At 71.1% G+C, this 14,229-nt stretch carries 11 protein-coding genes and 1 riboswitch; of the genes, 8 read left to right on the top strand and 3 right to left on the bottom strand.

Translation table 11 applies throughout. The annotated features are described in order from the left end of the window. Nucleotides 1-27: 27 nt before the first annotated feature. Nucleotides 28-2,352, bottom strand: coding sequence for a 5-methyltetrahydropteroyltriglutamate--homocysteine S-methyltransferase (metE, locus tag OG510_RS02075; protein ID WP_406134910.1), 2,325 nt, complete (start codon nt 2,350-2,352; stop codon nt 28-30). A 161-nt stretch (nt 2,353-2,513) separates the two neighbouring features. Further along, a riboswitch (cobalamin riboswitch) is annotated at nt 2,514-2,735 on the bottom strand. Between the two features lie 215 nt (nt 2,736-2,950). Between metE and OG510_RS02070 the strand changes: the two genes are divergently transcribed. After that, nucleotides 2,951-3,481 (top strand): hypothetical protein, encoded by a 531-nt coding sequence (locus OG510_RS02070; RefSeq protein ID WP_406134909.1) that lies wholly within the window; start codon nt 2,951-2,953, stop codon nt 3,479-3,481. A gap of 58 nt (nt 3,482-3,539) precedes the next feature. Here OG510_RS02070 and OG510_RS02065 read toward each other — a convergent pair whose 3' ends face one another. Further along, a complete protein-coding gene (locus tag OG510_RS02065; RefSeq protein WP_406134908.1) occupies nt 3,540-4,373 on the bottom strand; it encodes an SAM-dependent methyltransferase in 834 nt (277 codons plus the stop codon). A gap of 229 nt (nt 4,374-4,602) precedes the next feature. On the opposite strand from OG510_RS02065, the gene OG510_RS02060 reads away from it, so the two are divergent. Then, the gene (locus OG510_RS02060; RefSeq protein ID WP_406134906.1) at nt 4,603-6,126 is read left to right on the top strand and encodes a carotenoid oxygenase family protein; all 1,524 of its coding nucleotides are present in this window, start codon (nt 4,603-4,605) and stop codon (nt 6,124-6,126) included. A 12-nt stretch (nt 6,127-6,138) separates the two neighbouring features. Here the strand turns inward: OG510_RS02060 and OG510_RS02055 are convergent, their stop codons facing one another. Beyond that, a complete protein-coding gene (locus OG510_RS02055; RefSeq protein ID WP_406134905.1) occupies nt 6,139-7,032 on the bottom strand; it encodes a LysR family transcriptional regulator in 894 nt (297 codons plus the stop codon). A gap of 111 nt (nt 7,033-7,143) precedes the next feature. Between OG510_RS02055 and OG510_RS02050 the strand changes: the two genes are divergently transcribed. From OG510_RS02050 to OG510_RS02025, 6 genes are all read left to right on the top strand, one after another. After that, nucleotides 7,144-8,673: an aldehyde dehydrogenase family protein gene (locus OG510_RS02050; RefSeq protein WP_406134904.1), complete on the top strand. Its 1,530-nt coding sequence runs from the start codon at nt 7,144-7,146 to the stop codon at nt 8,671-8,673. Next, the gene (locus OG510_RS02045; protein WP_406134903.1) at nt 8,670-10,409 is read left to right on the top strand and encodes a hypothetical protein; all 1,740 of its coding nucleotides are present in this window, start codon (nt 8,670-8,672) and stop codon (nt 10,407-10,409) included. Before OG510_RS02050 ends, OG510_RS02045 begins: the two co-directional genes overlap by 4 nt. Then, complete coding sequence (locus OG510_RS02040) at nt 10,406-11,398, top strand: membrane dipeptidase (protein ID WP_406134902.1); 993 nt, start codon at nt 10,406-10,408, stop codon at nt 11,396-11,398. Before OG510_RS02045 ends, OG510_RS02040 begins: the two co-directional genes overlap by 4 nt. Further along, nucleotides 11,395-12,159: a hypothetical protein gene (locus tag OG510_RS02035; protein ID WP_406134901.1), complete on the top strand. Its 765-nt coding sequence runs from the start codon at nt 11,395-11,397 to the stop codon at nt 12,157-12,159. The genes OG510_RS02040 and OG510_RS02035 overlap by 4 nt, the downstream gene beginning before the upstream one ends. A gap of 68 nt (nt 12,160-12,227) precedes the next feature. Next, on the top strand, nt 12,228-12,614 hold the full coding sequence (locus tag OG510_RS02030; RefSeq protein ID WP_164259843.1) for a RidA family protein: 387 nt from the start codon (nt 12,228-12,230) through the stop codon (nt 12,612-12,614). Between the two features lie 171 nt (nt 12,615-12,785). Then, the gene (locus tag OG510_RS02025; protein WP_406134900.1) at nt 12,786-14,135 is read left to right on the top strand and encodes an MFS transporter; all 1,350 of its coding nucleotides are present in this window, start codon (nt 12,786-12,788) and stop codon (nt 14,133-14,135) included. Nucleotides 14,136-14,229: the final 94 nt, after the last annotated feature.

The following is a 14,229-nucleotide window of genomic DNA, read 5'->3' as shown; positions in this document are numbered from 1 at the left end:
GGCCGGCCGGGCCCGTGGTGCCGGGGGTCAGGCGTCCCCGGCGGCCAGTTCGGCGCGGACCTCGCGGGCGGCGCTCACCAGGTTCTCCAGGGATGCCCGGGTCTCGGGCCAGCCGCGGGTCTTGAGCCCGCAGTCCGGGTTGACCCAGAGCCGTTCGGCCGGGATGGCCTCAAGTCCCTTGCGGAGCAGGGCTGCCGCTTCCTCCGCGCTGGGCACGCGCGGGGAGTGGATGTCGTACACACCGGGCCCCGCCTCGCGCGGGTAGCCGTGCCCGGCGAGTTCGCGGGCGACCTGCATATGGGAGCGGGCCGCTTCGAGGCTGATGACATCCGCGTCGAGGTCGTCGATGGCCTGGACGATGTCGCCGAACTCCGCGTAGCACATGTGCGTGTGGATCTGGGTGCCTGGCCGCACACCGCTGGTCGTGAGCCGGAAGGACTCGGTGGCCCAGTCCAGATACGCGGGCCGGTCGGCGGCGCGCAGCGGCAGCGTCTCCCGCAGCGCCGGCTCGTCGACCTGGATGACCGAAGTCCCTGCGGTTTCGAGGTCGTTGACCTCGTCGCGGAGGGCGAGGGCGACCTGGCGTGCGGTGTCGCCGAGCGGCTGGTCGTCGCGGACGAAGGACCAGGCGAGCATGGTGACGGGGCCGGTGAGCATGCCCTTGACCGGGCGGCCGGTCAGCGACTGGGCGTACGTCGTCCAGCGCACCGTCATCGGCTCCGGCCGGGAGATGTCGCCGGCGAGGATCGGCGGGCGGACATAGCGCGTCCCGTACGACTGGACCCAGCCGTGCTGGGTGGCCAGATAGCCGGTGAGCTGTTCGGCGAAGTACTGCACCATGTCGTTGCGTTCGGGCTCGCCGTGCACCAGGACGTCCAGCCCCGCCTCCTCCTGGAAGGCGATCACCTGCTGGATCTCGGCCCTGACGCGCTCCTCGTAACCGGCACTGCCGATGCGCCCGCTCCGCAGCCCGGCGCGCGCCGTACGCAACTCGGTGGTCTGCGGGAACGAGCCGATCGTGGTGGTCGGCAGGAGCGGCAGCCCCAGGTGGGCGCGCTGGGCTGCGGCCCGCTCGGGGTACGGCTGGGGGCGGTGCGCGTCGGCGTCCTTCACGGCCGCGGCCCTGGCCCGTACGGCGGGGTCGCGGGTGATCGCCGATGCGGCCCGGGAGGCGAGGACGGCGCGGTTGGCGGCCAGCTCGGCCGCGATGGCGCCGGTCCCTTCGGTGAGCCCCTTAGCGAGGGTCGCGATCTCGGCGGTCTTCTGCCGGGCGAAGGCCAGCCAGCGCAGGATCTGCGGGTCGACATCCCGTTCGGCGCTCGCGTCGAGCGGGACGTGCAGCAGCGAGCAGGAGGCGGCGACGTCGACCCGGTCGGCCAGCCCCAGCAGGGTCCCCAGTGTGGCGAGCGACTTCTCCAGGTCGTTGACCCAGATGTTGCGCCCGTCGACCACACCGGCGACCAGCCGCTTGCCGGGCAGCCCGCCGACAGCGGCCAGCGCGTCGACATTGGCCGCGGCCGTACCGGTGAAGTCGAGCGCCAGGCCCTCCACCGGGGCCTTGGCCAGCACAGGCAGGGCGTCACCCAGCCGGTCGAAGTAGGAGGCGACCAGGAGCCTGGGGCGGTCGGTGAGCGAGCCCAGTTCGCGGTACGCGCGTGCGGCGGCGTTCAGATCGGCGGGGGTGCGGTCCTGGACGAGGGCCGGCTCGTCCAGCTGGACCCACTCGGCGCCCGCTGCCCGCAGATCGGCGAGCACCTCGGCGTAGACGGGCAGCAGCCGGTCCAGCAGGGTGAGCGGTTCGAAGTCGGCCGCCACGCCCGGCGCGGGCTTGGCCAGCAGCAGATAGGTGACCGGGCCGACCAGTACCGGGCGGGCGGCGAGCCCGAGCGCCAGCGCCTCCCTGAGCTGCCCGGTCTGCTCTGTGGAGTCGGCGCTGAACACGGTGTCCTGGCCCAGTTCGGGCACCAGATAGTGGTAGTTGGTGTCGAACCACTTGGTCATCTCCAGCGGCGCCACGTCCTGGGTGCCGCGTGCCATCGCGAAGTAACCGTCGAGCGCGTGGGTTTCGACCGCCTTGCGGTGCCGTTCGGGGACAGCGCCGACCATGACGCTGGTGTCCAGGACATGGTCGTAGTACGAGAAATCACCGGTCGGCACCTCCTGGATGCCGGTGTCGGCCAGGCTCTGCCAGTTCGACCGGCGCAGAGCCGCCGCGGTCTCCCGGAGGCCGTCGGCGCTGACGCGGCCCTTCCAGTAGCCCTCGACGGCCTTCTTCAGTTCCCGGTTCGGGCCCTGGCGGGGGTAGCCGTACACGGTGGCCCGTGCTGCCGCGGCTGCGGGCTTCGCTGTCACGGAAATCTCCTTCGCGAGATGACTCCTTGAGATCCCGGGGACGGGACGCGAGCGCGAAGGGATGACGGAACCGGGCGGTCCGCGCGTGCCACCAGGCACGGCTGTCCGCCGGTATACGCGTCGACCCGCCCACGAGGTCACCGGGATGTCCGCACGCGATCGGTCACGTACGGGCAACGGGCAGGTCTTCGGACTTGTGGGCGCGGGCACCCGGAAGGGCATCCACCTACTGGCCGTCGCTTCCCAGACCCGGCCGGGCCCAGTGCGTATGACGGCGGTCGTTCCCACTCACCGCTGCGGGGCAGTCCCGGATTTCCACCGGGTTCCCTCTTACGACGCATCCCGCCTGGCGGACGGGGCGAACCAGTTGCACCCGCCAGCCTAGGCCGAGATGTCTCTCCGTGGAGACATCCGCCCACATCGCGGACCGGTCGTGGACCGCGGCGTGAGACACCGGCCCTCCGGGTCCGGATGGCCTAAATGCCGCTATCCGGTGATCAACCGGGCACATACTGCACAGGCACGGGCCACCCCAGGCCCCCGGCGCCGCGGCCGTGCGGCAGAGCGCGGCCCGCGCCCCGAGAAGGACGGAGCACTCATGATGAAGCGCCTCACCAAGGCCGCGACAGCGGCGGCAGCCGGCCTCCTGCTGCTCGGCACCCTCGCCACCGCCACGGCCACCGCGGCGAGCGGGACGTCCGCGGCGCCCGGCGGTGTGCTGGGTCCCGGCGGCTACAAGGGACTCCGGCTCGGGCAGTCCGAGAGCGACGCGGAGAAGACCGGCCTGCTGGTGAACAAACAGACCACGCCCGGCTGCGACTTCTACCGCCTCGCCGCGAGCGAGGGAAAGCCGAACCTCGGCGGCGGTGTCTTCGTCGAGCCGCACAAGGGCGTGGTGGTGATCACCGGGACGAACCTGATCCGCACCCCCGAAGGGATCACCATGGGCACCGGCCTCGACCGGGTCAAGGCCGCCTACCCCCGGCTCACGAAGGTCGGCGACTACATCTTCGAGACCCCCGTCCCCGGCGGCACCCAGGACGAGCGGTACCGGTTCGCGGTCGACGAGCAGAACCTCGTGGCTGACTTCGCCCTGGAGGCCACGGACCGGGGCACCTGCGACAGCTGAGGACGGAGCGGGGACGGAGCGGGGACGGAGCGGGGGCGGGCGGGGCTCCCGGGTCGCCCTACTTCTTCACTCCGAGCCCCGCCCAGATCGGTGCCGATGCGGCGTCCGGCCCGGCGGCCGGATCGCCGATCTCGGGTACGTCCGTACTGGGCCGCCACGCGTGGGGTGCGACCAGACCCGGATCGATCAGCTCCGTGCCGTCGAAGAAGCGCAGCGTTTCGTCCCGGGTCAGGGGCCGCAGAGCCGTGCCCTCGGTCGCGAAATCGTCCTGCAGGGTGGCCGAACCACCCGCCAGCTCCCGTGCGAACACCGATATCACCAGACAGCTGCCGACGGGCAGGGCGTCCATCAGACGCCGGACGACGGCATGCGGCTCGTCCTTCGGGTCGATCCAGTGCAGCAGCAGGCCCATCGTCAGGGCCACCGGCTGCCCGAGGTCGAGTGTGTCGCGCAGTTCGGCGGAGGCCAGGATCGCCTCCGGATCGGTGAAGTCGGCCTGGATATAGGCGGTACGGCCGACCGTGCTGCTGATATGCAGGGCCCGGGAGTGGGCGAGGACGATCGGATCGTTGTCCGCGTACACCACCCGGGATTCCGGCGCGGTCTCCTGCGCGACCTCGTGCAGATTGGGTGAGGTCGGTATGCCCGTGCCGATGTCGAGGAACTGCCGGATGCCCGCCTCACCGGCGAGATACCGCACGGCGCGCAGGACGAACTCCCTGTTGAGCCGGGCGGCCAGCTGGACCGACGGCATCTTCTCCGCCACGGTCGCGGCCATGGCCCGGTCGGCCGGGTAGTTCGTCTTGCCACCCAGGAAGACGTCGTAGATACGGGCTGGATGGGCCCGGTCGGTACGCAGGTCGATCGGCGCACGCGCGTCGGTGTGGCTCATCCACTCGTCCGGTGACGGCAACGGAATCTCTCCCTCAGGTCTCAACGCTATGGGACGATAGTGAACTTGATCCGCGGTCATGTCCAACACGGGGGTGGTGCGGGCACCACCATGGATCCGGGTCCCAAGCCTCCTGACGCGCGGCGCTGTTCGGAGCAGGCTTTCCCTGTCACCGACGGAAGATCCGGCAGACCGCTGCCGGCCGTCGGCCACGAAGGGGGAGAGCGGGATGGCCAGTCACACGCGGCGGAGGATTCTGCAGGGTGCGGCGCTCACGGCGGCGGGGAGTGTGGTCGGGGGTCTCGGGCTCGGCCCCTGCGTCTCGTCGGCGTCCGCGGCGGACCTGGCGTCCACGGCGGACCCGGCGCCGGGGGAGGGGGCGCGGTCGTTCCCCTTCCTGGAGGGGGCGTTCGCGCCCGTCACCGAGGAACTGACCGAGTACGGCCTCACGGTGACCGGCCGGGTGCCGCGCGACCTGGACGGCCGCTATCTGCGCACCGGACCCAACGCGCTCGGCATCGAGGACCCGCGGGCCCACCACTGGATGCTGGGCGACGGAATGGTCCACGGGGTGCGGCTGCGCGACGGGCGGGCCGAGTGGTACCGCAATCGCTGGGTGCGCTCCTCCCAGGTGGCGAAGAAGCTGGGCGAGAAGTACCGGGGAGAGGTGCCGCCCGACGACTTCGCCGCCAACACGCACGTGATCCCGTACAAGGGACGCATCCTGGCGCTCCAGGAGAGCGGACCGCTGCCGTACGAACTGGACGGCGAGCTGAACACGGTGCGCCCGTACGACTTCCGGTCCACGCTGGAGGGCGCTTTCACCGCGCACACCAAATACGACGCGGCGGCCGACGAGCTGCACGCGGTGGCGTACTACCCGACGTGGGACCACGTCCGGCACATCATGATCGACCGGACCGGCCGGGTGGCGCGGTCCACCAGGATCCCGGTGGCCGGCGCTCCGATGATGCACGACTTCGCGCTCACCGGGACGTATGTGGTGATCGTGGATGTGCCGGTCACCTTCGACGCGGCGGCCGCTGGGGCGGGCGCCGCCGTGCCGTACCGCTGGAACGACAAGCACCCGATGCGGCTTGGCCTGCTGCCCCGTACGGGCGGCGCCACACGGTGGTTCGAGATCGACCCGGTCTACTACTCGCACACCCTGAACGCGTACGACCAGGGCGACACCGTGGTGCTGGAGTTCACCTCGATGCCCGCCCCGTTCTATGCGGCGGGCCGGGGCAACGGCGGGCCCTCCGCGACCGGCACCCCCACGGTCAACCGGTGGACGGTCGATCCGGGCAGCGGCCGGGTGGCCGCCACCCGGCTCGACGACCGCCCGCAGGAGTTCCCCCGGATCAACGAATCGCTGGTGTCCCGCAGGCACCGCTTCGCCTACACCGCCAGTGCCGCCGAGATGTGGGTCGCGTACGAGACGGTCGACGGGGTACCGCCGGACGACACATTCACCAACTGCCTGGTGAAACACGACATGCTGCGCGGCAGCACACAGGTGCACCGCTTCCCGAGGGGCGCCGCCGTCAGTGAGCCGGTCTTCGTGGCGCGCCGGGGCGCACGGGACGAGGACGACGGGTACGTCCTGGCCTATGTGAACGACCCGGAGCGCGGAGCGACCGACCTGGTGATCCTCTCCGCGCAGGACTTCACCGGGCACCCGCAGGCCCGTATCCAGCTGCCGGGCCGGGTGCCGCTCGGTTTCCACGGCAGCTGGGTGGCGGACGCCTGAGGACCGCCCCGCTCACAGGTCGCCGAACCGCAGATCCGCCACCGTGGCAAGGAAGTTGCGCACCGAGGGAGTGTCCTGCCGGTCCGCGCGGCACACGGCGGAGACCGTGGAATACGCAAGAGGGTCGGTCAACGGTACGTACCGCAGGGCGGGGAGCCGCAGGACCCGCAGGCAGTCGGGAACGATGGTGACGCCCGTGTTGGCGGCGACAAGCCCCAGCAGGGTCGGGAACTGCACCGCCTCCTGGGCGGTTTCGAGCCGCAGTCCTGCGTGATGGCACAGCGCGGCGATGTGGTCGTACAACCGTGACACCTGGTGCCGGGGGAAGGTGAGGAAGGGTTCCCCCGCCAGGTCGGCCAGCTCCACGGAGCCGCGGCCGGCCAGCCGGTGGGACTCGTGCACGGCGACGACGAGCCGCTCGCGGTGGATGCGCCGGACGACAAGACCGTCCGCCGCGTCCATCTCGCGGGCGATTCCCACGTCGAGGCGGCCCTCGCCGATCGACTCCAGCTGCGCGTCGGTCGTGGCCTCGGCCAGCTCCAGGTGCAGACCCGGCCAGGACCGCTGCATCGCCAGCACACTGCGCGGCACGATGCTCAGCGCGGCCGAGCTGACGAAGCCGATCCGCAGCAGGCCGATGTCGCCGTGCGCGGCATGCCCGACGGCGGACAGCGCGTGATCGGCCTCGGCCAGCACCCGGCGCCCCTGAGCCAGCAGCACCCGGCCCGCTTCGGTCAGCTCGACGCTGCGCGTGGTCCGCCGGAACAGAGGCGTCCGCAGTTCCTTCTCGAACTTGCTGATCTGCTGGCTCAGCGCGGGCTGGGCGATGTGCAGCCGCTCGGCGGCACGGCGGAAGTTCATTTCCGTTGCGACGGCAATGAAGTACCGGAGTTGACGGAGCTCCATGCGATTGATACTTGCAGCATATCAATGCAAAGGCAATAGATACTTCTCTCGTGTCCGGTGACTGCTTAACGTTTGAGGCGAAGCCGCTGTCGAACACCGAGGAGCTCCGCCGTGCCGGACATTCCGAACACCCCTGACCGCCCGACGACGCTGCGGCATCTCGTCGCGGGAGAGTGGGTGGACGGCGAGGGGGCCGAGGCACACAGCACCGACCCCGCGCACCCGGACCGGGCCGTCGCCGTCTACCGGACGGCAGGCAAGACGCTCCTGGACCAGGCGGTCACCGCCGCGCAGGCGGCGCAGCCCGACTGGTCGGCGCAGGGGCTGATCCAGCGCGGCCTGGTCCTGCGCCGGGCGGCCGCGCTGCTCGCGGACCGGGCCGAGGAGATCGCGCTGCTGATGACGCGCGAGGAGGGCAAGACCCTCCCGGAGTCCCGTGCCGAAGTCGGCGCATCGGTCGAGACCCTCTACTACCACGCGTCCCGGGCCCGTGCGGCGGACGGCGCCACCTTCCCGTCCGCCCACCCCGAGGAGATCATCCGTACCCTCAGGCGCCCCCTGGGGATCGTCGCGGCGATCACCCCGTGGAATTTCCCGCTGCAGATCCCGGCGTGGAAGATCGCCCCCGCCCTGCTGTGGGGCAACGCGGTCATCTGGAAGCCGGCCAGTGACACCGTCGCCGTGGCCGCCGCCTTCGCCCGGGTCCTGGCCGACGCGGGAGTGCCGGCCGGCGTACTGAACCTCCTCCTCGCACCCGGCAGCGTCGGCGCGGCACTGGTGGCCCGCGAGGAGATCGCGGGCGTGACCTTCACCGGGTCGGTGACCGTCGGCCGGTCCATCCAGGCGGCAGCGGTCCCGCGTGGAGCCAAGGTCCAGATGGAGCTCGGCGGCCACAACGCGGCCATCGTGCTGCCCGACGCCGACCCGGCGGCGGCCGCCGCCGACCTGGTGGCGGGCGCGATGGGCAGCACCGGCCAGAAGTGCACCGGGACGCGCCGGATCATCGCCGTCGCGGAGGCGTACGACGCCCTTGTGCCCGAACTGAAGAGCCGGATCGAGGCCCTGGTGGTCGGCGACGGCCTGGCCGACGGTGTGGGGATCGGCCCCCTGGTGTCGGGCAAGGCACGGCAGGAGGTCGAATCGGCGGTCGAGCAGGCCCTGTCGGAAGGCGCCCAGGTGCTCGCGCGCGCCGATGCCGGCCCCGCGTCCGGTGCCGAGTCCGGCTCCGCTTCCGCCCCCGCGTCCGACGGAAGCTGCTACTACCCTCCCACGCTCCTCGCCGGCCACCCCGGCCTGACGATCTGTCACGAAGAGGTCTTCGGACCCGTCACCACCCTGGTGCGCGCGGCCGACCTGGACGAGGCGATCCGTATCGCGAACGGCACCAGGTTCGGCCTCACGGCAGCCGTGTTCACCTGCGACGAGCGGGCCGTACGGCGCTGCGTCGAAGAGCTGGACGCCGGGCTGGTCAAGGCGAACGCGCCCACCACCGGATCGGAGCTGCACGCCCCGTTCGGCGGACTCAAGGACTCCTCCTTCCCGGCCCCGCGCGAGCAGAACGGCGACAGCGGCGCCGAGTTCTTCACCTGGTCCAAGACGGCGTATCTGCGCACCGGCACCCCGGCCAGGAGCCGGTCGTGACCGGCGGGCCACAGCAGCGCCCGACCGAACGGCTGCGCCGGGCCCAGCAGTCGGCACGCCCGGCGGACCAGGTCCTCGACCCGGAGGACCTGGGCTCCGCCCGCCACACCCGCCACAGCTTCGCCCGCTCCTTCCTGCGCGTCGCCGCGGCGCAGCGCTGGACCGTGACCCGCGAGACCTGGGACATCGACGCCCAGGGCAGAGGCGAAGCCGTCTACCGGATCGACGCCGAAGGCCACGAGCTGCGGCTCGCCGTCTTCTCCACGGTCCTGGCCGACGGGCAGCGTACGGACAGGGTCGTCGCCGACGCGTGGGACATCACCGCCGCCCTGGTCGAAGGCCCCTGGAACGAGACGCGGCACGCGGAACTGCGGGCACAGGTGCCCGGGCAGGAGAGGGGCCGTGCCGATGCCGCGACCCTGGTGTGGACGCGGGCCAACCGCAGCAGGCGGTTCTTCGACTACGTGGTGGACCGGCTCGCCGAAGGCCGGCAGCCCGATCCCGCCGAACTGGGCGACGCCGCATACGTCCTGCGCAGCACCGCCTTCTACAGCAACGGCAAATTCGGCCTGGCCGACTACGGCCGGCTGCCCGCGGACCACCCGCTGCGGCTGCCCTACCGGTCGCAGATGCTGACCGCGTGGCTGCTGCGCGAACTCAGCTACGACCTGGTCGAACACTGCGCCGCGGCGAAGAGCCCGGACGCCGTGGTGCTGGACGGCGACTGGCGATGCTTCCTGGGGCTCGGCAACGCCACCGGCCTCGGCATGGTCCCCTATGTCATCAACCACCCGCAGGTGCTCGACGCGTGGTGCGCGGTGCGTGAACTCCCTCTCGCGTACGCCCTCGGCCGGACCACCTCACCGCAGGACGCGCGTACGGCGCGGGTACGGCTGCTTCTCGACCGGGCACGCGCGTACTACCGCGAACGCGACACCCTGGCCACCGCGCCCTATCTGCCGGGCCCCGAACTGGCCGGGCAGCTCGACAAGGTGGCGGAACTGCTCGCCGAATACCTCGCCACCGGCTCGATCCTGGGACACCCGACCGACCGGGCATGGCACGAACTGCACACGGCGGCCGGGGAGATCGGCCTGGAAGCGCGCGGAGTCGTCGACTCGGTGCTGGTCGAGGTCCACGACGAGCTGGACCCGGACATCGACGCCCTGCTCCACTGCGACCAGACCCTCCAGGTGGCACCCGGACAGACCTGCGGTGAGCTCCGCTCCGATGTGCTCGACCGCTACGGCTGGGTGCGCCGATTCGACTTCGACGACCCCGGCCAGCAGGCGCACTTCTGGTTCTCGTCGCAGGACAACGAGGAACCCAGGCGCGGCCGGCGGGGCACCGATCCAGGCGAGGAGGTGGAGCACCCGGTCGACATCGCCCGCGCGGTGACCGCGCTGCTCGGCGACCTGGAGCGCGCGGACGACGGCAGGCTCGTCGGAGAGTTCCTGCTGGCGCACCCGTGGCACCGCGGCGCGGTCGGACGGGTCCAGTCGCTCGCGGGGCTCCCGTACGCGGAAGTGCGGGCCAATCTGCTCGCCGAGGACTTTCTGCCCCTGCACCTGCAACGGTTCCAGCTGGCCCTGTACGGCATGGACAACTACAGCCCGCAGTCGACCGACTGGCTCCGGGTCACGCTCTTCTCCGGCGCCCCGCGGGCGTCCGACACAGCGGCCGGGACCGATCACGACTGGTTCTTCGTCCGCAAACCCCGAAAGGAGGCACCGTGAGTTCGCTCGCGCATGAGGACCTGGTCGTCGTGGACGGCCTGGAGATCAACAACTGGGACCGCAAGGTGCTCGAAGAGCTCCGCACCGGCGGTGTCACCGGTGTCAACGCCACCTGCGCCGTGTGGGAGGGGCCGAGCGAGACCACCCGGGCCATCGCCGACTGGTACCAACTGGCCCGGGACAACCAGGACGTCGTCGTCCTCGCCGGGACGGCCGACGAGATACGGGCGGCCAAGGCCGCCGGCCGGGTGGCGGTGCTGCTCGGCTTCCAGAACACTTCGCCCTTCGGTGACGACTACCGGCTGGTGGAGGTGTTCCACCGGCTCGGTGTGCGCGTCGCGCAGCTCACGTACAACATCCAGAACCTGGTCGGCGGCGCCTGCTACGACGCACACGACTCCGGGCTGACCGCCTTCGGGCGGCACATCGTGGACGAGATGAACCGGGTCGGCATGCTCATCGACCTCTCGCACGTCGGCAACCGGACCTCACGCGATGCCATCGAGGCGTCCGAGGGGCCGGTGGCCATCACCCACGCCAACCCGACCTGGTTCTTCGAGCATCCGAGGAACAAGCCCGCCGACGTCATCAAGGCCCTGGCCGACCGGGGCGGAGTCATCGGATGCTGTCTGTACCCCAATGTGCTGGGCGGCGAGCTGACCACCCGTGAGCAGTTCTGCACGATGGTCGCCCGGCTGGTCGACGAGATCGGCCCCGATCATGTGGCCATCGGCAGCGACTGCACACGGAACTGGTCGCAGGACTTCGTCGCCTGGCTGCGCAACGGGCGATGGCGGCCCGCGTCGGCCAACCCGGTCGAACCCGAATGGCCCGCGTGGCCGCAGTGGTTCGGCGGCCCGGAGGACTTTCCCGCCGTCACCGAGGGTCTGCAATCCGCCGGCCTGGACGACACCACCGTCACGAAGGTGATGGGAGAGAACTGGCTCCGGCTGTTCTCGGAGGTCTTCGACACCACGGAGGCACAGTGAACGGCGGGCCCGACGGCGCCGGTCACCGGGTCGCGGTACGCGAGATCCGCGAGGCCGCCTTCCGGGCGGTCGTCGCGGCCGGAGCGTCCAGCGGAGAGGCCGCGACGGCGGCGGACCTTGTCGTGCTCGGCGAGGTCCTGGACGGTACGGGAGTCCGCGCGCTGGCCGACGAACTCGACCGTGTCCCGCAGGGCAGGCACCCGGTCTCGTGCTCCGGCGACACCCTGGTCGTACTCCACGACCCGGCCGGGCGCGGGCCCCTGCTGCTCGGGCCTCAGGCGGCGGACCTCGCGGCGGCGGGCCGGCACCCGGTCCTGCTGCCCGGGGCGTGGACGCCGCCGGTGGAGTGGATCCTCGTCAGCGCCGCGGCCCGGACCCGGACACCGCTGCTGGCCACCCGGATACGAGCGGACGGCTCACCCGGCGCCTGTGCGCTGGCCACCGCCGACAGCACGGTCCACCGGGCGGACCACCCCGGCGCCTTCGAACCCGGCGCCTTCGGCGGGCCGCACGACGGGCCGGCCGCGGACACAACCGGCCCGCGCATGGCCGTACCGCCCGGTGAGGGCGTCCTGCTCAGCCGCTGGAACGGGGCAGCCCGCACCCCGGACCTGCTCGCCGGCCTGACGCCGGCCCGCACCCCGGCCCGGCAGCACGAGCGCTTCGCCACCGCCCTGACCCACGGTCTGCGGGTCGCACCTGAACCGTGGGCGACGGTCTACGCCGCCTCACGCCGCTACCTGGTCCCCGAACACCGCTGAGCCCCGACCCCGCACACAGCACATACCGGACCGCATACACAGCACCGCACCGCAGAGGACGTCCCACGATGCCGACTCCGACTCTCTTCACCCACCCCGACGGCCGGCCCCGGCCCTACGCCGCCGCGGCCGTACACAACGGCACGCTCTGGGCCTGCGGCCAGGTCCCCGTCACCGCCGACGGCGAAACACCCACCGGCATCGGCGACCAGGTACGGCTGGCCCTGGACAACCTCGAAACCGTACTGACCGCGGCCGGCGGCAGCCTGGCCACGCTGCTCAAGATCACTGTGTACCTGGCCGATCTCGCCGAATTCGACGCGTACAACACGGCCTATCTCGCACGCCTCGCGGATGTCCCGCTGCCGCCCCGCACCACGGTGCAGGTCGCCGCCTTCCGCGGTGCCAAACGGGTCGAGATCGACGCGGTGGCGGCGGTCGTCCCCGGCCCGTAACGGCCACCGCGCACCTGCCCGTAACGGCCCACCGCGCACCTGCCCGCTCCCGCTCCCCAGCCCCTCCCGCTCACGCAGCCCCTCCCTCAGCCGCTCCCGCTCCCGGTTCCGCCGACCGGGGCGCGTCCGGTCATACCCCCGTGCTCCTGAACCCTTGATGGGACGGACCCGATGGACGTCGATACCTCCGCCGCAGCCGGCCACCGGACCGGCTCCTCGCTCGACACCGCTCACCTCAACAAATTCCACATCAAACTCACGCTGGTCTCCTCCGGAGGGCCGTTCCTCGACGGCTACATCCTCGGCATCATCGGCATCGCCATGGTGCAGATACAGGACCAGTGGAAGATGAGCATCCTCTGGTCAGGACTGATCGGAGCGTCCGCACTGATCGGCGTCTTCGTCGGCGGAGCGGTGTTCGGAGCGGTGACCGACCGCATCGGGCGCAAGTTGATGTTCATGATCGATCTGATCGCCATCATCGTCTGCTCCGTACTGCAGTTCTTCGTCACGAACGAGGTCGAACTCTTCGTGCTCCGGCTGCTCATCGGCATCGCCGTCGGCGCGGACTATCCGATCGCCACATCCCTGGTGACCGAGTTCGCCCCGAAGGCATGGCGCGCGAAACTCCTCGGCGGGCTGAACGCCATGTGGTTCGTGGGAGCGACGGTCGCCGCCTTCGTCGGGTACGTCCTGCTGCGCTCGCCCGACGGCTGGAAGTGGATGCTGGCGTCGTCGGCGATTCCCGCGGCCGTCATCGTCTGCGCCCGTGCCCGCATCCCGGAGTCCCCCCGCTGGCTGCACAGCAAGGGCCGCACCCAGGAGGCCGTCGACGTGCTGCGGCAGACGGTCGCCGAGGACGCCACCCTCGCCGACCTGCCCGAGGAGGAGGGCGCGGTCCCGATGCGTGCCCTGCTGACCGGCGGCTATCTCAAGCGCGTCATCTTCATCTCGGTCTTCTGGACCTGCACCATCGTCACCCTGTTCGCCATCTACGCCTTCGGGCCCCAGGTCCTCGCCCTGTTCAACCTGAACGGTGGCGCCGACGAGGCCAATCTGGGCTACGGCCTGATCAACCTGTTCTTCCTGATCGGCAATGTCGTCGCCCTGCTCCTCGTCGACCGGCTGGGCCGGCGCCCCGTCCTCATCGGCGGATTCGCGGTCTCCGCACTCGGTCTGCTCTACCTCGCGGTCGCACCGGACTCGGGCCTGTGGATGGTCGCCGTCGCGTTCGCGGTGTACGCGGTGTTCAACGGCGGTCCTTCGATCCTCGAATGGATCTATCCGAACGAACTGTTCCCCACCGAGGTCCGCGCCACCGCGGTCGGACTGTGTACGGGGATCAGCCGGATCGGCTCCGCCATCGGCACCTTCGCGACCCCGTGGTCCCTGGCGTCGCTCGGCCTGAGCGCCACGATGTACATCGCGGCGGGCATCGCTCTCGTGGGCGCCCTGGTCAGCTTCTTCATGGCACCGGAGACCAAGAACACGGACCTGCATGTGACGGCCGCCCTGGGCTGACCGGGCCGGACCGGGGAGCACTGGAACCGGGGAGCATCAGGAACCTAGGAGTACCAGGAACCGGTCAGTACCGGGACCGGGCAGCACCGGGACC

Source organism: Streptomyces sp. NBC_01089, from assembly GCF_045162975.1.
Taxonomy (GTDB): Bacteria; Actinomycetota; Actinomycetes; order Streptomycetales; family Streptomycetaceae; genus Streptomyces.
Note: the sequence above shows the minus strand (reverse complement) of the source record. Positions and strands in the feature narration are given on the sequence as shown.